This is a genomic window from uncultured Porphyromonas sp. (genome assembly GCF_902489635.1).
In the GTDB taxonomy this organism is placed as follows: domain Bacteria; phylum Bacteroidota; class Bacteroidia; order Bacteroidales; family Porphyromonadaceae; genus Porphyromonas.
This window is the reverse complement of sequence record NZ_CABUAN010000013.1, coordinates 1-21989: the sequence shown is the minus strand read 5'-3', so window position 1 is coordinate 21989 and position 21989 is coordinate 1. Positions and strand designations below refer to the sequence as shown.

The window sequence follows — 21989 nt, the reverse complement described above, 5'->3', positions numbered from 1 at the left end:
AGCCGTGAGGGTAATCATCGAGGGCTTTAACTATCGGTCTGAGAGCGTGCGGGAGATTCTGCACGAGCTGAGTCCTCTAGAGAATGTAGAGGGGGCCGTAAGTGTGAGCTATGTAGGCTATTACTACAACGCTCGCCTCCGTGACTGTGTCTTTATCCTACCTAAGGTGCTACTAGATGAGCAGGATAGAGTCTTCTCACGACTGGATCCACACGACATCATCAACCTAGACGACTCAGATCTGCTCACCGCAGAGGAGCGTAGCTTTATCTACGACTTTGCGGTGTGGATCTATCGAGCGATCGTTGTCTACAATAACAGCAACCCCAAGAATGATATCGTCTATCGTCGTAAGATAGCAGAGATGGGCAAGGGCAGGCGTATGCTGAGCAATACCTTCTTAGACATCTTACTGACACTCCTCCGCTTCAACAAGGAGCAGCAGCACTTCTTTACCTCTACGCTACGCAACATACACTCTGGGCATAACAAGATCAACTGGACACGCACCATCGCCCACTCTACGGCCTGGATACAAAAGGGGAGTCCTATCTACCTAGACCCTATTAATAAGAAGCGACAGGTCGATACCGATGAGGAGCTGATCATTATCTATCTCTCTATCCTTCACTACATCAGTGATACTTACGGATTTCCCGTAGAGATCGCCTTCGGCTATGAGCTGATCAAAGGGCGCAAGTTCGACCACTACCTATCTGGCTATGGCGTTCGCCGACTGAAGCAAATAAAGTATCGCTACTTCTCTGACATACAGCTGCGCCTGTGGGAGATGTGCTATGCCTTCTTTGACAGAGCGCATCGTATCAATATCGTAGCAGAGCAACGTGAGTACCTGCTGGTCAAGAGCTTTAACATTGTATTTGAGGCTATCATAGACGAGCTCATTGGAGACAAAGAACCTCCACGAGGACTAAAAGACCAAGGCGATGGTAAGCGAGTAGATCACATCTATAGCTATCAGAGCCTAACGAACAATGAGGACGACAAGCCAATCTACTACATCGGAGACAGTAAGTACTATAAGATAGGCAATCAGATCTCGTCGGAGTCTGTCTACAAGCAGTTTACCTATGCGCGTAACGTGATCCAATGGAATATCAACCTCTTCCTAGATGACTCGGCAGACCACACTGCTCTGCGCGCACACAGCCCCAAGTACCGTGATGATCAAACCGAAGGGTACAATATCGTGCCTAACTTCTTCATCAGTGCTAAGATGGACGAGCATCTCTCCTATGCCGACAATATCTCTACGACAGATCGTGAAAACAACACCTTTATCTCTCGACACTTCAACAATCGCCTCTTCGATCGTGATACGCTCCTAGTCTATCATTACGATGTAAACTTCCTCTACGTGGTGTCGCTCTATGCTCGAGAGAATAACTACCAGAAGAGTGTGTGGAAGAAAAAAGTGCGTAACCTGTTTCGTGAAAAGATACAGTCAGCACTGCAGGAGCAGTATGACTTTTACGCTATGAGAGCTAAGCTGGGGGTCGATAATGAGGAGTACCTGCGAGTACACTTTCAGGAGCTACTAGGGAAGGTGTATCGGCCTTTTTCAGATCCTCGGTATCTGTCTCTAGCCCTCGACCATAAAGATACGGAGGCTAATGAGCTACTCTTGGCTAGGCTGCGACAAGACTACTATGTAGAGCCATGTGCCCTCGGAACCAATCCACAGCAAGCTCTAAGCGTATCGATAGATAGTAAAACAGCCCCCGGCTTGAGTGCACGCCAGGGTGTGCTAGCGGTGATGATGTATCAAGATAGGCTGCATAAGTTCCTAAACTCAGGAGAGATAGCTATCGGCATCAAGACAACGAAGGCGGGGATGGAGATCATCCGTCATCTAGATGAGATCCGCTATCTCCTTTTTCACACAAGACGAGACGAGGGGCAGCATCTATTTGAGATCAGTGCTACACCTCAACTACTCAACAACTCAGACATCGAGGAGCACCCAGGACTCTATCTCAACATGAGGCACTGCCCGCTCTACCTTTTGGTTCAGTTTGACTTAGATAAAAGAGTGCCCACCACCCACATCCACTCAGGCTACTTGGAGTTTGCTGACAATACGGAGCGTTATGATCCATCTTATTGTCAGATAGCCGACTTGATAAACACAGATGAGATCTGAGTGAGGGGTGTAGCGTATGTTCAGAAATAACGTTATCTTTGTTTCTGAATTAAGCTAGGGCGGGGTGACTCGACTGGCTCTAACCTTTAGCAAGTGAAGCGTGGCTTCGCTCCTTTAACCTATAAATAGTAACTCACTTAACTCTGCTTCATCACTATGACAGACCATAATAAGGACTTCGTCCACTATGCACACGCTCATCTTCGGATGAATACCAATGCTCTCAACGACTACATAACCGCCTCTACTGGCTACATCAATCCGACCATCATCGAGGAGCGTCAGCTCAACGTGGCGCAGATGGATGTCTTCAGCCGCCTGATGATGGATCGTATCATCTTCCTCGGCACGGAGGTCAACGACTACACGGCCAATGTGATCCAGGCGCAGCTTCTGTACCTAGACAATGCAGATCCTGGCAAGGATATTTCGATCTATATCAATAGCCCTGGTGGGTCGGTCTATGCGGGCTTTGGCATCTACGATACGATGCAGTACGTGGGGTGCGATGTCTCGACGATGTGTACCGGTATGGCCGCCTCGATGGCCGCTGTCCTCCTCGTAGCGGGTGCCGAGGGTAAGCGCTATGCACTACCCCACTCGCGGGTGATGATACACCAGCCGATGGGCGGTATGCAAGGCCAGGCGAGCGACATAGAGATCGCTGCTAAGGAGATCCTCAAGGTGAAGGCTGAGCTCTACAAGATCATAGCCGATCACTCGGGTCGCTCTGTCGAGGAGATCGAGCGAGACAGCGATCGTGACAAGTGGATGACCGCCTCGGAGGCGCTGGAGTATGGCATGATCGATAAGGTACTCGTATCTTCTAAGCAAGTAGCTAAGGACAAGAAGGCAGATGGCAAAGAAAAGTAACTCGATAGAGCGTCGATGCTCTTTCTGCAATCGTCCTGAGAGCGAGGTGCCTATACTAATAGGTGCCGAGGGCTCTGCGCAGATCTGTAGTGACTGCGCGGAGCAGATCTACGCTTTGCTCTATCAGAACGGGCTGGTCTCTGGCCCCACGCTTGACCCTACTGAACAGAAAAAGCAGGGAGGCAAGGGCTCTGCCTTTGCGCCACTCACCTACGAGTCGCTGCCTAAGCCGCAGGAGATAGCTGCTTACCTGGATCGCTACGTGATCGGGCAGACCGATGCTAAGAAGTATCTCTCGGTGGCTGTCTACAACCACTATAAGCGTATCTTGGCTAGCCAAGAGAAGGACGAAAAGAGCGACGATAGCTCCAAGCTAGACGATGTAGAGATCGCCAAGAGCAATATCATCATGGTGGGACCGACGGGATGCGGTAAAACGCTCCTAGCCCAGTCGATAGCTCGTATGCTACAGGTGCCCTTTGCGATGGTCGATGCGACGGTCCTGACGCAAGCCGGCTATGTGGGAGAGGATATAGAGAGTATCATCTCTCGCCTACTGCAAAACTGCGACTACGACGTAGCTGCCGCAGAGCGTGGCATCGTCTTCATCGATGAGATTGACAAGATAGCGCGCAAGGGCGACAACCCCTCCATCACCCGTGATGTGAGTGGCGAAGGGGTGCAGCAGGGCCTTCTCAAGCTGCTCGAGGGGAGTGTCATCAACGTCCCCCCTTATGGTGGTCGCAAGCATCCCGAGCAGAAGTTTATCCAGGTCAATACGCAGCAGATCCTCTTCATCTGTGCTGGTGCCTTTGACGGCATAGAGCGGATCATCGGTTCTCGCCTCAACACCCGCGTGGTGGGTTATAAGGAGCAGCAGATGGACTACCAGACGATCCAAAACAATCTGCTGGCACACATTACCCATCAAGACCTCCGACGCTACGGGCTGATCCCCGAGATCATCGGACGTCTGCCTATCCTGACCTATCTAGACGCCCTAGATAGTGAGTCACTCCTGCGCATCCTCGTAGAGCCTAAGAATGCCATCACGAAGCAGTACCAGAAGCTCTTTGAGATGGATGGCGTACGGCTCACCTTCGACGAGGAGGCACTCAAGTATATCGTCCATGTCGCTGTCGAGACAAAGCTGGGGGCTCGTGGACTGCGCTCGATCGTGGAGAAGATCATGATCGACGCGATGTACGAGATACCCTCTCTGAAGCGTAAGACGCTACGTATCACAGAGCAGTATGCTCGCTCTAAGGTGACGCCGAGCATGACTGCCTCTCTAGCCAACTAAATCTACCTCTGCCACAAACCAGTGCACACCCTATGTAATCGTTAATCCACCAGTGGAGAGCGCATCACAGTGCCTCTCCGGATGACCAATCTCACGAACCATGACACACAATCTGACAGAACTACTGAGTAAGATCTTCGGCTTTGAAGAGTTCAAGGGTAATCAGAAAGAGATCATTAAAAGCCTGCTAGAGGGTCACGACACTTTTGTCTTGATGCCTACAGGTAGCGGTAAGTCTCTATGCTATCAGCTCCCTGCACTCATCATGGAGGGGACGGCTATCATCGTCTCCCCGCTGATTGCTCTGATGAAGAATCAGGTCGATGCCCTGCGCGAGACGACTGGATCTAACGATATAGCGCACGTGCTGAACTCGTCGCTCAATAAAGCACAGCTCGACCAGGTCTACCACGATGTCTCTGCGGGTGACACGAAGCTGCTCTATGTAGCGCCCGAGTCGCTCGGCAAGGCTGAGAACATAGAGTTCTTCCGTCAGGTCAAGATCTCTTTCTTTGCGATCGATGAGGCGCACTGTATCTCCGAGTGGGGGCATGACTTTCGCCCTGAGTATCGCAAGATACGTCCCGTGATCGATGAAATAGGACGCAGACCGATCATCGCACTCACAGCGACGGCTACGCCTAAGGTAGAGCACGACATTCGCAAGAATCTGGGCATCCTCGATGGCCGGATCTTTAAGTCAAGCTTCAACCGTCCTAACCTCTACTACAGCGTCGAGGAGAAGGGCGAAGATGTCAATGCGCGCATCATCCGATTTATCCGCAAGAGACCCAACAAGAGCGGTATCATCTACTGCATGAGCCGTGAGAAGGTGATGAACCTCTCCAAGCTGCTCCAGATGAACGGCATCAAGGCACTCCCCTACCATGCCGGACTAGACGCTAAGGAGCGCTCGGCCAATCAGGATGCTTTCCTGAGCGAGGAGTGCCGTGTGATCGTTGCCACGATAGCCTTTGGCATGGGTATCGACAAGCCCGATGTACGCTACGTCATACACTACGACATGCCTAAGAGCCTCGAGGGCTACTATCAGGAGACAGGACGTGCAGGTCGTGATGGTGGCGAGGGATATTGCTTAGCCTTTTATAATGAGAAGGATATACAGAAGCTGGAGAACTTTATGCAGGGAAAACCTATCGCCGAGCAGGAGATAGGTAGGCAATTACTCGCAAAAACTTCTACCTTTGCACTCACGCCCATGTGTCGACGGGCATATCTGCTCTATTATTTTGGAGAGAGATATGATCAGGAGAACTGTGGAGCGTGCGACAATTGTGCAAAAAACAGGAAAACAATGGAGGCTAAAGAGCTTTTGAAACAACTGCTCCAAACGGTCTTGGAGCTCAAAGAACAATTTAAGAAGGATCACGTCATCGATGTGATCTTAGGTTGCGACACCGCTCCTATTGAAGACTTTCATCACGACAAGCTGAAGTCCTATGGTATAGGCAGCGACTACTCACGAGATGTCTGGGAGCTAGTCGTAGAGCGTGCTCTGGTACTGCAGTACCTGATCGAGAGCACAGAGACCTATGGTATCCTGAGCGTCACACCGAGCGGCAAGAAGTTTATCAAGAAGCCGACCTCGTTCAAGATTGTAACTCCCGATGAGGAGGATCTAGATGACGATGAGGATCTAGACGATGATGAGGAGACGGATAGCTCTGCATCTAGTGGACGTGGACGTACAGCCTCTACCGATCCCGCTCTATACAACATACTCAAGGATATGCGCAAGAAGCTCAGCATCAAGCTCGGGCTGGGGCCCAATGGGGTCTTCCCAGATGCTGCTCTTGAGGAGATGTCTACCTTATACCCGATTACGTTGCCTGAGCTTAAGAACATCTCGGGTGTCAATGTCGAGCAGGCTGATCGATATGGCGAGGATTTCGTCCGTGTCATACGTAACTATGTCGAGGAGTATGAGATCGAGCGACCCGAGGACTACAAGATCCGCACACTGCCTAACAATACCAAGCAGCATATCTCTATCGTACAGCAGCTAGACCGTCAGGTGCTCCTTGAGGATATAGCTATCTCACACTCTATCAGCACCGACGATCTGCTCACCGAGCTGGAGCGTATCGTCAAGTCTGGCACCAAAGTCAAGCTCAACTACCTCATAGCCTCTGAGCTAGGTGAGGATAGCTACGACGAGCTGAAGGAGTATCTAGAGGACCACCCAGGATGCACGCTAGACGACCTCATCAGCGAGTACGAAGACTTCTACAACGAGGCGGAGCTACGACTCGCTATGCTCATCTTCTCCTGCAACCAATAAGACCACATTAGCAATACAACTCTTATGTCTACCTATAGATCATCTACATCACCCGCACGCTGGATGATAGCGTCCATGCTCTTGTCTTTGCTGGCTAGCCTCTCTCTGACGGCTCAGACACCGCAGCAGAAGACCCTCGCAGGATCTGTCGTCGATGAGGTTATATGGACCGTGGGCGATGAGCCTATCCTCAAGTCTGAGATAGAAAACCAAAAGCTCTACATGCGCTCTCAGGGGATGCCTCTCGAGGGAAACCCCGACTGCTACCTTACGGAGCAACTAGCTGTCCAGATGCTCTTCCTGAACCAAGCTAAGATCGATAGTATCTCGGTAGATAATACTAAGGTAGACCGATTTGTAGACAACTTTATGGAGAGCCTCGTGCAGCAGATAGGCTCTCGTGAGCGTCTCGAGGAGTACTTCAACCGTCCCTACTCCAGCATTCGTGAGCAGCAGCGCATCATGGCGGTCAATAATGAGATAGTCCGACAGATGCAGCAGAAGATCATCCAGGGAGTGGCGGTAACACCCACAGAGATCCGCTCATACTACGCTCAGATACCCCAAGACAGCTTGCCATACATACCAGATGTCGTCGAGGTCCAAGCACTTCGTATCACGCCTGACATCGAGCTGGCAGCTATTGATCAGATCAAAGAGCAGCTCAGAGGCTACGCCGACGATATAGTCGCTGGGCGTCGCGACTTCTCAACGATTGCTCGCCTCTACTCACAGGACTCTCGCACATCCCTGCGTGGTGGTGAGTATGGCTTCGTGGCTCGCAGCTCTCTAGAGCCTGAGTTTGCCCAGGTTGTCTTCGCTTTGACCGATACCAAGCAGGTCTCTCCTATCATACGTACCGCCACGGGCTATCACATCGTACAGCTTATCGAGAAGCGTGACAACACGATCAACTTCCGTCACATACTCCTCAAGCCGAGCGTGGCTCCGGACAAACTACAGCAAGCCGTCAACAAAGCGGACTCTGTCGCTGTGCAGGTACGCAATGGCAAGACCTCCTTTGACGATGCCGTCGTCCTATGTAGCAACGTCGATGAGACGAAAAACAACTTTGGTCTCCTCCTCAACGAAGACTACGAGAGCGACCGCTACGGCACGGCACTCTTTACCATGTCCGAGTTGCAGCAAGACTTCGCCTCTTATGTAGACAAGATGCAGGTGGGCGATGTCTCTCCAGCCTTTGTCTCTCAAGACGCAAACGGTAATACGCAGGTCGTACTCCTCAAGCTCAAGCGTCGCGTCGCTGGTCACCGTGCCGACATGGCTACCGACTTTCAGCTCATCAAGCAGCTAGCTCTGCAGGACAAGAAGCAGAAAGAGCTAGACAAGTGGATCGTCCAGCACCAGAAGAGTACTTATATACGCATCAGCCCTGACTATCAGCAGTGCGACTTCCGCTATCCAGGTTGGATCAAGAAGTAGTACCTACGCTTCCTCAGAGGAGGTGATCGCGCACCCACATCTCTACCCATTAGACTATAGAGTCTCATGTCCTTTCAGTCTCACCAAGTGACCGCTACACAGCGACTACTACTCACCCTCAGCGGGTTACTAGCGGTCGCTCTGGTGCTTTTTGTGGGACTACCACTATGGGGCGGTACGGCGATGCTACACCCCGCCACTCATGTTACAGACGCTCCAGCACCACCCCCTGAGATGGTGGGCGGCAAGCGGCTCATCATCCTCGACCATGCCGATGTACTCAGACACGATCAGGAGATACACCCAGACATTGTCATCCTTACGGGCAATGTGCGTCTCAGGCATGGCAGCTGGATCATGACCTGCGACAGTGCCAATCTCAACGAGACGACCAATTCCTTTGACGCCTTCGGTCATGTGCAGATCCTAGAGGGAGACTCGATCTCGATAACCGCTGGAGAGATGCTGTACGACGGTATGACCGCCATGGCAGAGCTCCACGACAATGTGATATTGACGAAGAATGTGACGACACTCTTCACCGAAAGGCTCTTCTACGATCGCAACCAAAAGGTCGGTTACTACGACAACTTCGGCACCCTGGCCGACTCGGTCAATACGCTCACCTCTATCTACGGTGAGTACAACACCAGCTCCGACGAGGCACTCTTTCAGAACGATGTGCACCTAGAGAACGACCGCTTTACCCTCGACACCGACATACTGCACTACAATACGAAGACCTCGATCTGTCGTATTGTCAGCCCCACCCTCATAGAGACCAAAGACTCGGTCACGATCGAGACCGACCGTGGCTTTTACAATACAGACACCGAGCAGAGCATCCTCCTCGATCGCTCGCTCGTCACGCATCCCGATGGCACCATGACGGGCGACTCGATACTCTACGACAAGAAGAGACAGATCTGCCAGGCCTTCTACGATGTGGTGATCGACAACCAAGAGGACAAGGTAACCTACTTCGGTGACTACGGCTATCTCGATGAGGCCAATGGCTATACCTACGCCACAGGACGAGCCTACGTCATGGACTACTCCGAGGAGGACACTCTATATATGTCTGCCCAGATCATGGAGGGCATCAAGCGCAATCTACCTCCGGCCCCAGGCACCACCGACTCGCTAGAGGTCAAGTACACCAAGGGGTACCACGATGTGCGCCTCTACCGCAAGGATATACAGGCCATCGGTGACTCCATACACTACTTCTCCGTCGACTCGCTCATCAAGCTCTTTGGCAGTCCTATCTTGTGGAACGACTCGACACAGCTCAAGGGTGACACCATCTATGCTCACCTTGCCAACGATACGATCGACCACGCCTTCGCTTGGCCCAACGCCTCGACCGTGCGCTGGATTGATTCGGTCAAGCAGGACCGTGTCAAGGCCGATACGATCCAAGCTTACTTTCGCGAAGGCACGCTCGACCATGCCTTCTATCGCTCCAACGTGGAGTCACGCTACTACCTGCAGCAGGAGAAAGCGAAGCATTACTACGCTCTTGCTCAGGTGCGAAACCCGCAAATGGACGTTTACATTGCCGATGACAAGCTCGACCACATCCTCTGGCATGGCAAGGCTGAGGGGACGATCCACCCGATCCAAGACCTCACCGATGAGCTGCGTCAGATGAGCGGTGCCGAGTGGCATGGCGACAAGCGTCCGCTCACGCCCGAAGATGTCATCCCCGACCGCACAGCACAGCTAGAGTCTACCGACTCGCTCGCTACACTGCAAGGTCAAAACAGCAAGATGAGCCAAGGCTTCGACGGACTAGCCGCCTGGCAAGCCTTTTACAAGGAGTACCAGCAAGCCATCGAGAAGCCCAAGCCTGCAGAATCTAAGCCAGCGGCAGCCTCCGACACGACTGCCGTAGCTGAGACGCCACTCTCCATCTACATACGTCGCCCACTAGAGAGCGACAGCAGCTCCGTACAGTCTCCCGCAGACTCGCTCCAGAGCTACATACACCTTTTACCTCTATACTCATGGGACTCATATATAGACCACGACAACCGCGCAGCTTCAACCACAAGCCCATCTATTGGGACCCCAAGAAGGAGCAGCTCCAGCGACGCATCGAGCAGATCAGACGAGAGCTCGAAGCTGCCGAAGGCTCCGACACAGCAGGAAGTAGCGACGACGCCAACAAAGCCCACGACAAGCAAGTAGAGGCTGACTACGGATCTGGCGAAGCGTTTCGTGAGAGTCTCTCGGAGAGTCTCTACGGAGGCACACGTCATCTCAAGAAGCAGCGAGACCGAGGCATAGACAACTACGCCCGCTCGGGCATCATCCTGCGCTGCATCCTGACGCTCATCCTCTTAGGTTTCATCGTCTGGGTACTATACTATAGACAGGGTCCCCTCTTCTCCTTCCTATGAGCGAAATCATCCACCTTCTCCCCGACAGCATTGCCAATCAGATAGCCGCTGGTGAAGTGATCCAGCGACCAGCCTCTATGCTCAAAGAGCTGGTCGAAAACGCCATCGATGCCCATGCCACGCAGATAACCATCGAGCTACAAGATGCGGGCAAAGAGCTCATGCGCGTCATCGACGACGGCGTCGGCATGAGTCCGCTAGATGCTCGTATGGCCTTCGAGCGGCACGCTACCAGCAAGATATCCTCCGTCGACGACCTCTTCACGCTCCGCTCCATGGGCTTTCGTGGCGAGGCGCTTGCCTCCATCGTGGCAGTAGCTCAGATCGAGCTGATCACACGACAGGCCGACAGCGACATAGGTTACAAGCTCCTGATCAACGGCTCCGAGGTCATCAGCTCCTCCCCCACCGTTGCCGAGGTAGGCACCTCTATGACGGTGAAGAATCTCTTTTACAACGTCCCCGCACGTCGACGCTTCCTCAAAGGCTCCGAGACGGAGCTGCGACACATCTACCGCCAGTTCGAGCGCATCGCTCTGGTCTACCCCGAGATCGCCTTCACCCTCTACTCCGAGGGCAAGCTCATACGCAACCTCCCCAAGAGCGATCTGCAGCACCGCATTGTAGACCTCCTAGGCAAGAGCTACTCCAAGCAGCTCATCCCGATCGAGTACCAGGGTCCCCTAGCCAACGTCTCGGGCTTCATCACCCTGCCTCGTGATGCTAAGCGCAGAGGTGCCCAGCAGTTCTTCTTTGTCAATGGACGCTACATGAAGCACCCCTACTTCCACCGTGCGGTCATGAACGTCTTTGAGGATCTCGTCGCGCCAGGTAGCCAGCCCAACTACTTCATCTACTTTCAGTTAGACCCCAGTCGCATCGATGTCAATATACATCCGACCAAGACGGAGATCAAGTTCCTCGACGAGCAGGCTATCTTCAAGCTCCTCATGGTAGTGCTACGCGAGCACCTCAGCACCACCAGTGCTATGCCCGCCATCACCTTTAGCACCGACCAGCTCATCGACATACCGGCCTACGATGCCACACGACAGAGTAGCAGTACGCTCCAGCCACCGCCCGTGCAGATAGACCCTGAGTACAATCCCTTTAAGGCGGTCCCAACGGACGACCAGAATCCCCTCGACCCACTCTCCCCGCTGAGTAGCGGCTCGCCCGCTCATTGGGAAAACTTTATCGACGACTTCCAGCAGCGACGAGGCGAGTCAACGCTTCCCGCAAGCCAACCCACAGGGGCAACCCCCTCGGCGACAGATCCACTCTTTGCGGTCTCCGCCAGCCCCGCTCAGCCAGCTGCCAATAGCACCAACCTGGTTTACACCTTTCAGGAGCGCTACCTCTTCACCACGATGAGCGACCGTCTTGCAGTCATACAGATCGATCGCGCGCTGCTACGCATCTACTACGAGCAGCAGATAGCCACCCTCACGCTCGAACCCGATCAGGCACAGCCGCTACTCTTTGCCGAGGAGCTGTCGCTACCCAGCGATCTCTACCCGATGCATCACGAGTTGGTCGAGAGCCTACGACAGATCGGCTTTGAGATCACCCCGCAAGAAGAAGCCTCCGCAGATACAGACGAAAACGTCTACCTCATAACTTCTGTCCCCAAGCCGCTCCGCCCCATCGGAGTTGCCGATATGATCACCCAGACGCTCGGCGAATACCTCGATCAGCTGGAGCGTGAAGAGAGCGATACAGAGCTCTCTCAGGCGATGCAGCTCGCGCAACTCTTCCTCTCCGGCGAAGCCCTGCGCCAAGCCAGCGAACTGGTGCGCCACACACTCCACGCGCGTGCTGCCCAGCCCAGTCAGATCATCTCCGACCTCTTCCTGACGCCCAATTCGCAGTTCGACCCGCTCGGACGCTCCATCATGGTCTCGCTCACCTCCGAGGAGATCGACAAGTGGTTCTAATCCTCACAAACTCTTACTCTATCTGCCTGACTAGGGGACTCGTCCCCTAGTCTTTTTTTTGAGCCAACTATCAGTAGCACTTGGGTGAAACTCTAGTTTCATACCTAGGAAACTCCAGTTTCTTCGGAGGAAACTCTAGTTTCTTCGGAGGAAACTGTTCGTTTAGCGGGAAATTAACCTCCGTTCAGCGGTTAATTCGTATCTTAGCAACGCAGAGAGGACTATCCTCAAGACCGCTCGTCACCTCGCCACACTACGCTTGTCTCTGGCGCGCATCGAGGAGCGATCGCATCATGACTCCCAAGTAATTTACTATCTATGAGTTATCTCAAGTTTGACCGCACGACACTTTCTAACCTAGACCGCTCGCTACAGCTGGAGCATATACGCTCTAACCGTGGGGGTGCCTTCAACTGTACGACCCTCGTGGGGTGTAACACGCGCAAGTATCACGGTCTCCTCGTGGTGCCGCTGCTTCACCTGAGCCAGCACAACCACATCCTACTCTCGTCGCTAGACGCGACGGTGATACAGCATGGGGCGGAGTTTAACCTTGGGGTGCATCTCTACGGCGATGGCACGGTCTATCCCAATGGGCACAAGTACATACGAGAGTACAACATAGACAAGATGCCCCGCACGATATACCGCGTGGGCGGGGTGGTCCTGCAGCGGGAGTCGATCTTCTGCCACTACAAGAATCAGGTCATTATCAAGTTCACGCTCCTCGACAGCCACAGCGAGACCACGCTGCGGCTGCGCCCGGTGGTCGCCTTTAGAGATGTGATCCTCCTATCGCATGAGAACGAGACCGCCGACACGACCGTCCACCCCGTCGGCACAACGGGTGTGCGCACCTGTCTCTATGAGGGTTATCCGGACCTGTATATGCAGGTGGATGCCCCCTCGCATTGGGTCGATGAGGGCTACTGGATCAAGAACTTGCACTATCCTAAGGAGCAGATACGAGGGTACGAAAGCTGCGAAGACCTTTATTCGCCAGGTTACTTCGAGATGGAGCTACGCAATGGCGAGTCGGTTTACTTCACCGCTCAGCTAGAGGAGGTAGATGTGACCACGTTGCCTGCGCTCTTTGACTCGGAGGTGGCGCACCGCAAGGCACGGGTGGATCTGCGGAGCTGTCTGCGCAATGCTTGTAGCCAGTTTTACTATAAACCAGAATCCAATCGACACTACATCCTAGCGGGCTTCCCATGGTATGGGGTGCGGGCGAGGGATGAAATGGTCGCTTTGCCTGGGTGCTCGATCTACAGTGACCACCCAGAGCGCTTTCACAATGTGATGAGCACCTTCATACGGAGCAGCATCAACTTCATCAAGCAGATCGCTCTCCCGCTAGATATGGAGGGGGTGCGCGACCCCGACGTGGGGCTCTGGGCGATACGGGCTATACAGCTCTTCCTCGCTGAGTATCCAGACGACAGCCACCGCACCTTCTACCTAGACTTCGTGGGGCGCATCATCGAATACTACCTGAGCGACCGCCACCCGATACTGCGCATCGAGCCAAACGGGCTGCTCTATGCCGAGGGCAGTGGCACGCCTCCAGTCACCTGGATGGACTCAACAATAGCGGGTCAAGCGGTCGTGCCACGACGGGGCTATCTGGTGGAGGTCAACGGCTTGTGGTACAATGCGCTCTGCTTCTACCGTGAGGCTCGTGGCGCAGAGAGCTTTCCCGAGGAGCTGGCGAGCGTGATCGAACGCTTGGGACCTGCTTTCGAGCAGACTTTTGTCAATCCCTATGGCTACCTATATGACTACGTGACCAAGGAGGGGTATCGTGAGCGGGCTGTCCGTCCCGATATGCTGATAGCTATCTCGCTACCGTTCTGCTCGCTGAGCCGTGCTAAGCAGCGACAAGTGCTAGGGATTGTAACCTCTGAGCTACTCACGCCAAAGGGTATTCGCTCGCTGAGTCCCCGCAGTGAGGGCTATGTGGAGCAGTGCAGCGGACTTCAGGAGCAGCGGGAGCATGCTTACTATAATGGCTCCGCGTGGCCGTGGCTACTGGGTGCCTACACGGATGCTTATCTGAAGATCAATGGTCGTAGCGGTGTGACCCACCTGGCGCGCCTACTAGGAGATATACAGGATGAGTTACAGCATCACGGTATCTCGACACTGAGCGAGCTGTACGACGGCAACCCGCCCTACGATAGTCACGGAGGTATCTCCTTTGCGATGAGCTGTGCGGAGGTCTTGCGCGCCTTGGTGACCCTGGAGCGATACAATAGTGAGGAGACCCCTCTGGCTAACTACCTATACTATACAACCAGCAACGAAGAGCGTCCTACAAGATGAGAGTATTGATGTACGGGTGGGAGTTTCCCCCACACATTTCGGGAGGGCTAGGCACGGCTAGCTACGGCTTGACCAATGGTATGGCCGAGCAGAGCGATATGGATATAACCTTTGTCGTGCCTAAGCTGTATGGCGATGAGGATACTTCGCACATTACGCTGGTTGGCGCTGACCGCACGCCGATCGTTTACCATGATCATAGTACCGAGTACCTGCGCTCACGGCTACACAATGAGGCGGAGGTGACCTACTACCAAGCTGCGAGAGAGCACATTTACGATGACTTTCGCTATCGCTGCCCCAACGACTTGGGCTGTCTGGAGTTTAGCGGAGCTTACCCGGACAACCTGCTGGAGGAGATCAACAATTACTCGATCGTGGCGGGCGTCATAGCGCGGACGGTGCCGTGCGACATCATTCACTCGCATGACTGGCTCACCTACCCAGCGGGGATTCATACGAAGATGGTGACGGGGCGGCCACTGGTAATCCATGTGCATGCGACCGACTTCGACCGCAGTCGTGGCAATGTCAATCCACAGGTCTATGCGATCGAGCGGCAAGGGATGGACTACGCAGACGCTATCGTCTGTGTGAGCAACCTGACCCGACGAACCGTCATCGACAAGTATGGTCAGAGCCCCGACAAGGTCTTTACCGTCCACAACGCTGTCGAGCCACTTAGTCCTGAGCTATTAGCTTTGCCCAATAAGCAGCATACGGGCGACAAGGTGATTACCTTCCTGGGGCGCATCACCATGCAAAAGGGACCTGAGTACTTCGTCGAGGCGGCCCACAAGGTGCTACAGCATACCGACGGCATCCGCTTTGTGATGGCGGGCAATGGCGATATGATGGACAAGATGATTGACCTCGTGGCTCGCAAGCGTATAGCCGACCGCTTTCACTTTACGGGCTTCCTGCGAGGGCAGCAGGTGTATGAGATGCTGCGCTCGAGCGACGTCTACGTGATGCCCTCGGTGTCGGAGCCTTTTGGCATCTCGCCGCTAGAGGCTATGCAGTGTGGCGTGCCGAGCATTATCTCCAAGCAGAGTGGCTGCGCCGAGATCCTGCGCTACGCGATCAAGACCGACTACTGGGACGTGGACGCTATGGCCGACGCTATGCACGCCCTCGTCTCCTATCCGACCCTCCACGAGCATCTCAAGCAAAAGGGTCTCGAGGAGGTCAACAACATCGTCTGGAGCAAAGCTGGACTGCGCCTCAGAGCTATCTACGACCGACTTGTATAATACTTTGACAAACGACTTCTCCACCTTCCTATGATACAGATTATACTTCACTTCTACCTACACCAACCGTTTAGGCTCAAGAACTACCCATTCTTCAATATCGGTAGCGACCACTACTATTACGACGACTTTGCCAATGAGGAGATACTGCGTCAAGTGGTAGACCGCTCCTATAGACCAGCCCTCGAACTGATCGAGCAATTGATCGAGGCGCATCCCGACTTTAGAGTTGCCCTCACGCTCTCAGGCTCGGTGCTCACACAGATGGAGCTGCACACGCCGGACATGATCCAGCTACTCAAGCGACTGGTTAAGAGCGGGCACATCGAGATACTCGGCGAGCCGATCTCGCACGGGCTCTGCGGGCTGTACGATGAGGAGGAGTATGCGAACCAATTGCGCATGTACCGCACCCGTATCAGTTCGCTCCTTGGGGTCTCTCCCATGACGCTCTCCAATCCTGAGCTGATCTACAGCGACCGCATCGCACAGGTGGCTCATAGCCAAGGGTACAAAGCGATCGTCACCGAGGGCGCCAAGCACCTCCTAGCGTGGAAGAGTCCTAACTACCTGTACAACGCAACGACCGAGGGCATGGCTCTCCTGATGCGTCACGCAGAGCTCTCCGATGCGATCGCCCACGACTTCGCACGGTACGACAGTCCGCTCTACCCCTACACGACGGAGCGCTTCTTTGCGACGCTGGAGGCTGAGCAGGGCGACTATGCTTTGGTCTCTCTGCCTCTAGAGACACTCGGATCGGTCTGGAGCCGTGAGACTGGCATCTTTGAGTTCTTCCGAGCTCTTCCCGAGCAGGGTTCTAAGCGGGGCTTCACCTTTACCACGCCTCAAGAGATTGCCACGCACTGCACCCCGCAAGACACAATACAAGCGACCTATCCGGTGAGCCGTATGGGCGAGGAGCGAGACACTTCGCTATGGACGGGCAATGAGCTACAGCAATGTGTCATACAGAAGCTCGAGGAGTGGGGCGAGCGCATCCGTCTCTCACGAGACCAGCGACTACTGGAGGACTGGATCAACTTGCAGGGCTCCGATCACCTCTTCTATATGACCACTAAGTTGGGCGGTCCAGGCGCATTCTCGCCCTACGAAACGCCTTACGCCGCTTTTACCAACTATATGAACGTCCTGAGCGACTTCCTCCTCCGCGTCTCTGCCGAGTACCCCACCTCTATGGGTAATGAGGAGCTCAGCGCGCTCCTGCAGACCATCGAAAACCAAAACAAAAAGATAGCTCAGCTGGAAGATCAGTTGGCTAAGTAAACCAACCCTACCCAACTCCTTATATATGACCGCAACCACGCCTCAGGCGACAGCACTGCTAAGCGAACTCTTTACCGCTCCCGAAACTCCCTACGGGAGCTTCCCCTTTGATCAGTTCTTCGACCTCTCCTCCGCCACTGCCATAGAGCAGACGATGGAGACCTTCCGCACGGCTATGCAGGAGGCGATCACGCTGCATCGTGCGGAGATCGATGCAATCACGGCACAGCGTGAGCCAGCCACCTTTGACAATACGATTCGTCGCTTCGAGGAGAGTGGCGAGGCTCTGGAGGCGGTCACAGCAGCCTTTTACAATCTGCTCTCCGCCTACTCGTGTCCCGAGATGATGCAGCTCTCGGAGACCTTCTCCGATTGGCTCAGCAAGCTGTCGACGGATACGCTGCTCAACGAGGCGCTCTTCGCCCGCATTCGCTCCGTCTATGACCAGCGCGAGGAGCTGCACCTGGACGAGATTGACCTGCGCCTCCTGACCGAGAGCTACGAGGGCTTTGCGGACAATGGTGCTCTGCTCGTTGGTGCCGAGCGGGAGCGTTTTAGAGAGATCAATGAGCAGCTCAGTCAGTTGACCACACGATTTGCGCAAAACAAACTTTGCGACGAGGAGTCCTGGACGCTCTTTGTGCCTGCTGACGAAAGCGACCGCCTACGTGGCTTGCCTCAGCAGATCCTAGACGATGCTCGAGAGAAAGCACGCACTGCCTCCGAAGCGCATGGCGAGGGCTATCTCTTTGACCTCTCGGCTCCGCATGTGGGTGCCATCATGAAGCACTGTGCCGACAGAGAGCTACGCTACAAGATGTACTTAGGACGGGGCAGCGTGGGCAATCGTGACAACGAGCAAAACAATCGGCAGATCGTTCGTCAGATAGCGACACTCCGTGGCAATCTGGCACGACTACTCGGACATCCCAACTATGCGACCTACCGCCTCAAGCATCGCATGTGCAACAGCCCTGAGCAGGTAGATCAGCTCCTCGACGACCTGACCAAGTATTACCGACAGACCGCGCTTGATGAACTGGACGAGCTGGATCGTGAGGCGGGCTTCGAGCTAGAGTCGTGGGACCTCTCTTATTATATGGAGCGGCACAGCGAGCAGACCTTTGGGGTCAAGGAGGAGGAGCTACGTCCCTACTTCCCGCTCTCGCAGGTTATCTCGGGCGTCTTCGCCATTGCCACACGACTCTACGGCATCACTTTCGCACCCGCTGAGGAGGTCGCCGTCTATCATCCCGACGTGCGTCCCTACCAAGTGCTAGACAGCGACGGGTCGCATCTCGGACTGCTCTACCTCGACTTCTTCCCCCGCAAGGGCAAGCGCAGCGGTGCCTGGATGAACAACCTACGGGAGTGGACGCCCACGCAGCGCCCGCATATCCTCCTCGTGATGAACTTCACCCCGCCGACGGCTGGCAAGGAGGCTATGCTCACCCTCTCGGAGGTACACACGCTCCTTCACGAGTTCGGTCACTCGCTCCACGGCTTGCTCACACAGACACGCTACAGCTCTATGTCGGGAACCAATGTAGAGCGTGACTTTGTGGAGCTCCCGAGCCAGTTTATGGAAAACTATCTTCTCCAGCCCGAGGTGGTCACCGAGCTGCTCTCTAAGCACTACCAGACGGGCGAACCGCTCCCCGCTAAGCTCCTCAACAAAGCAATCCAGGCGACTCAATACCCCGTCGGTTACAGCACCATCCGACAGGTGATCTTTGGCAAGCTGGATATGGCTTACCACACTTTGGCCGAGGGCGAAAGCCTACCCGACGACCTCTACACCTACGAGCGGGAGACCCTCCGAGGCACCACCCTGCGCGACAGGGAGCGTGACCCGCAGCACCCGAAGCATATCGTCGCCACCGCCTTCAGTCACATCTTCGCGGGAGGCTACGCCGCTGGTTACTACGGATACAAGTGGAGCGAGATGCTTGCCACGGACGCTTTCGAGCGATTTAGCGAGGAGGGGATCTTCTCTCCGACCGTTGCTACCGACTTCCGGCATCAGATCTTAGAGCGGGGTGACGAGCTAGACCCGATGGAGCTCTATGTACGCTTCCGAGGACGCAAACCCACACTCACCGCAATGCTCAAGCGTGACGGCATTACACCAGCTAACTAGCTAAAGAAGAGAAGCTATGCGCCTTCGCTGGATCTGGTTTGCACTCATCTTAGGATTGCTCAGCAGTTGGTCTGTCGTGGGGCAGTGGCAGGCGCACTTTGCCGATAGCGTCTCGCTCTCGCCCTCCGTATGGCGGGGGACGCTCGACAAGTTTCGCTGCGATCCCATCAGAGGGCTACAACTCAACGACAGCAAGCCTAGTAGCACGACCAACTACGCCTACATCAAGGCAAAAGTGCCCCTCAGCAAGCAGATGACCTGGCAGGGCAAGGTGCAACTCGACTACACCCCGACCAAGGGCAACAATGTGAAGCTCCTCCTCTACTGCTACGAGGCTCTAGCTGACGGCACCTTCAACTATGTGGTGCTCAAGATGGACAACAAACAGGCTCTCTTCCTGGCAGAGAGCAATGTCGCTTTAGAAAGTAATGGACGCATCAAGCAAATCTCGTTTCAAAAGCTAATCGAGTACCCTTACTTTGACGAGATCCGCGAAGATGGCGGAGTCGTTGACTTTGTCATCCAGTATGACCCGACAGCTACGGCGCACTGGTCGATGTGGGTGCGACACCGTGCGACCGACCTCTACAAGTATGTGGGCAGTGCAGGCAGCACGCCCGCTGCGCCTAGCAACTACAAGAGTACCACATTCCTCTTCGCTTGCGAGTATAGCAAGACTCGGGCGCAGCACAGTTCGCTGGAGTTTCTCGACGTTTACCCCACACTAGTCTCTCCTGAGGAGTTGACTCGTGAGCGCAATGTGATACCAGCGAGCCAGTTTTACCAAGAGTTTCGTCAGAAAGATCCGCACACGGTCGAGATGCTCTGCGCCGAGCCGGCCGACCTCTCGGAGGCGATCATCGCAGTGGCTCCCTCGTGGGGCAAGCTCGCCACCTCTACCGAGGGCAAAAGCATCTATATAAGGAGTGAGGCGTCAATCCCAGAGGGTGAATATGCGCTCTCCTTCCGCGGGGTACGGACCGCCAGTGCCAAGCGTGTCGAGAATGCGATCTACAGGATAGCCGTCGAGTATGACCAGCCGCAGCCTCGTCCAGATAGCTTGGCACTCACCTTCAGCGAGTTTATGGCCAACCCGCTCTCGGGTGCCTCTGAGTATATCGAGTTGCACAACCCCACCGGTCAAACGCTCGATGCCAGTGGTTACTCGGTCGGGGTGTGGCGACGGGGCAAGGTGTCCACCTGGTATCCGCTGAGCAGTCGCTCCTGCCCGATCCCAGCGGGCGGGTATCACGCCTTCACCACTTCGGTAGAGGGCATCACCGTCTTCTATGAAGCACCACGCGATAGTCTGACTCAGAGCAAGACGCTGCCACAGCTTGCCAACAAAGGCTTCACCATCGAGCTGCTTCGTCATGCCGACTCAACGGTTGTGGAAACCTTTCGCTACGACCCGGGTCTCCTCGGTCAGCGACGCAATCAGCGTGGCGTAGCCCTCGAGCGATACTTCTCCCCCACGGGCGACAAGAGCCAAGAGTTTTGGGGCGCAGCCACCCCGCAGGCGCACTTCGCTACCCCAGGGCAGCGCAATAGCATACAGCCTGCAGGCGGTTCGCCCAGTGACACGACCCACCGCGCAGCTCCCCTACCGCTCTACATCACCGAGATCATGGCGCGTCCTACGGTCGACGGCTCCGAGTACATCGAGCTCTACAACCCCAACGATACCATGGTCAATACGGACCACCTCGGACTGGTCATCGTGCGCTCTGGGCACCCCTCCAAGGTCTATCCGCTCCCGCCCCACCCCACGGGCGGCATCCCCCCACGGGGCTACCTCGCGCTCACACCCAGCACGCATCCGCTCGAGCGTCTCTACTACGCCAAGCCCGACAGCTTGCTCCTCTTCCCCAAGATGCCTCAGCTACCGGATAGCGAGTGCGCGATACGGCTCGTGCACTTGGCAAACGACAGCATCGTCGAGGAGGTTTACTACGACATCAAGACCTTCCCCAAGGCTCTGCAAAAGGTCAAAGGCGTAGCTCAGGAGCGCATCATACCAGACAAGCAGTCTCAAGACTTGAGCAACTGGACAGCTGCTGAGGCGTGGGCTAACTACGGCACGCCGGGGCGGCAAAACAGTGTCTACGGACGCACCGCCACCTCTGACGAAAGTCTCGATCTACCGAAGCGACGCACGCGCCTGTCGCTACCACAGCTCGCCCGACTGGTGCTCCAAGAGATCTCAGACGGTGAGACCCGCTGCACAGCCACGCTATACGCTGTGGCGGGCTATCGGCTAGCGCAGTATGACCACGCCAGCACCGAGACCCTCTGCCGAGCCATCGTAGAGCGGCAGAGCCTCGCCGAGCTTTTGCCCGCGACACTCACGACACGCGCCATCCTCCTCGTGGAGCTACGCCATCCCGACCGCAAGCGCGCCTACCCACTCGTCAGCATCATCGTCAACTAAACACGCCCTCCTATCGTACTGTCTCCGTAGCAGATACGAGTTCCAAAACTGGTTCCCCTCTTGGAACTTTTGGCGTATAGGTCAAAATGGTGGGTAAAACAGCCTAATAGCCATTTTCGTACTGAA

The 21989-nt window shown here is 54.9% G+C and carries 12 protein-coding genes; all 12 read left to right on the top strand.

The window, feature by feature from the left end:
- Positions 1-4: 4 nt before the first annotated feature.
- The 12 genes from RDM37_RS03995 (at position 5) to RDM37_RS03940 (ending at position 21863) form a co-directional block, all read left to right on the top strand.
- A complete protein-coding gene (locus RDM37_RS03995) occupies positions 5-2164 on the top strand; it encodes an LlaJI family restriction endonuclease (protein WP_308555206.1) in 2160 nt (719 codons plus the stop codon).
- 156 nt (positions 2165-2320) lie between these two features.
- Positions 2321-3037: an ATP-dependent Clp endopeptidase proteolytic subunit ClpP gene (clpP, locus tag RDM37_RS03990; RefSeq protein ID WP_308555204.1), complete on the top strand. Its 717-nt coding sequence runs from the start codon at positions 2321-2323 to the stop codon at positions 3035-3037.
- On the top strand, positions 3021-4340 hold the full coding sequence (clpX, locus tag RDM37_RS03985) for an ATP-dependent Clp protease ATP-binding subunit ClpX (RefSeq protein WP_308555202.1): 1320 nt from the start codon (positions 3021-3023) through the stop codon (positions 4338-4340). The genes clpP and clpX overlap by 17 nt, the downstream gene beginning before the upstream one ends.
- A gap of 100 nt (positions 4341-4440) precedes the next feature.
- Complete coding sequence (gene recQ / locus RDM37_RS03980) at positions 4441-6642, top strand: DNA helicase RecQ (protein ID WP_308555200.1); 2202 nt, start codon at positions 4441-4443, stop codon at positions 6640-6642.
- Positions 6643-6666: 24 nt separating this feature from the next.
- Complete coding sequence (locus RDM37_RS03975) at positions 6667-8085, top strand: peptidylprolyl isomerase (protein WP_308555198.1); 1419 nt, start codon at positions 6667-6669, stop codon at positions 8083-8085.
- Positions 8086-8151: 66 nt separating this feature from the next.
- Positions 8152-10278 (top strand): OstA-like protein, encoded by a 2127-nt coding sequence (locus RDM37_RS03970; protein WP_308555196.1) that lies wholly within the window; start codon positions 8152-8154, stop codon positions 10276-10278.
- Positions 10279-10486: 208 nt separating this feature from the next.
- Positions 10487-12427 carry a DNA mismatch repair endonuclease MutL gene (mutL, locus tag RDM37_RS03965; protein ID WP_308555194.1) on the top strand — a complete coding sequence of 647 codons (1941 nt, stop codon included), beginning with the start codon at positions 10487-10489 and terminating at the stop codon, positions 12425-12427.
- 318 nt (positions 12428-12745) lie between these two features.
- Complete coding sequence (locus RDM37_RS03960) at positions 12746-14752, top strand: glycogen debranching enzyme N-terminal domain-containing protein (protein ID WP_308555192.1); 2007 nt, start codon at positions 12746-12748, stop codon at positions 14750-14752.
- On the top strand, positions 14749-16005 hold the full coding sequence (locus tag RDM37_RS03955) for a glycosyltransferase family 4 protein (RefSeq protein ID WP_308555190.1): 1257 nt from the start codon (positions 14749-14751) through the stop codon (positions 16003-16005). The genes RDM37_RS03960 and RDM37_RS03955 overlap by 4 nt, the downstream gene beginning before the upstream one ends.
- A gap of 30 nt (positions 16006-16035) precedes the next feature.
- Positions 16036-17292 carry a glycoside hydrolase family 57 protein gene (locus RDM37_RS03950; protein WP_308555188.1) on the top strand — a complete coding sequence of 419 codons (1257 nt, stop codon included), beginning with the start codon at positions 16036-16038 and terminating at the stop codon, positions 17290-17292.
- Between the two features lie 25 nt (positions 17293-17317).
- On the top strand, positions 17318-19432 hold the full coding sequence (locus RDM37_RS03945) for a M3 family metallopeptidase (protein WP_308555186.1): 2115 nt from the start codon (positions 17318-17320) through the stop codon (positions 19430-19432).
- Between the two features lie 16 nt (positions 19433-19448).
- Complete coding sequence (locus tag RDM37_RS03940) at positions 19449-21863, top strand: lamin tail domain-containing protein (RefSeq protein ID WP_308555184.1); 2415 nt, start codon at positions 19449-19451, stop codon at positions 21861-21863.
- Positions 21864-21989: the final 126 nt, after the last annotated feature.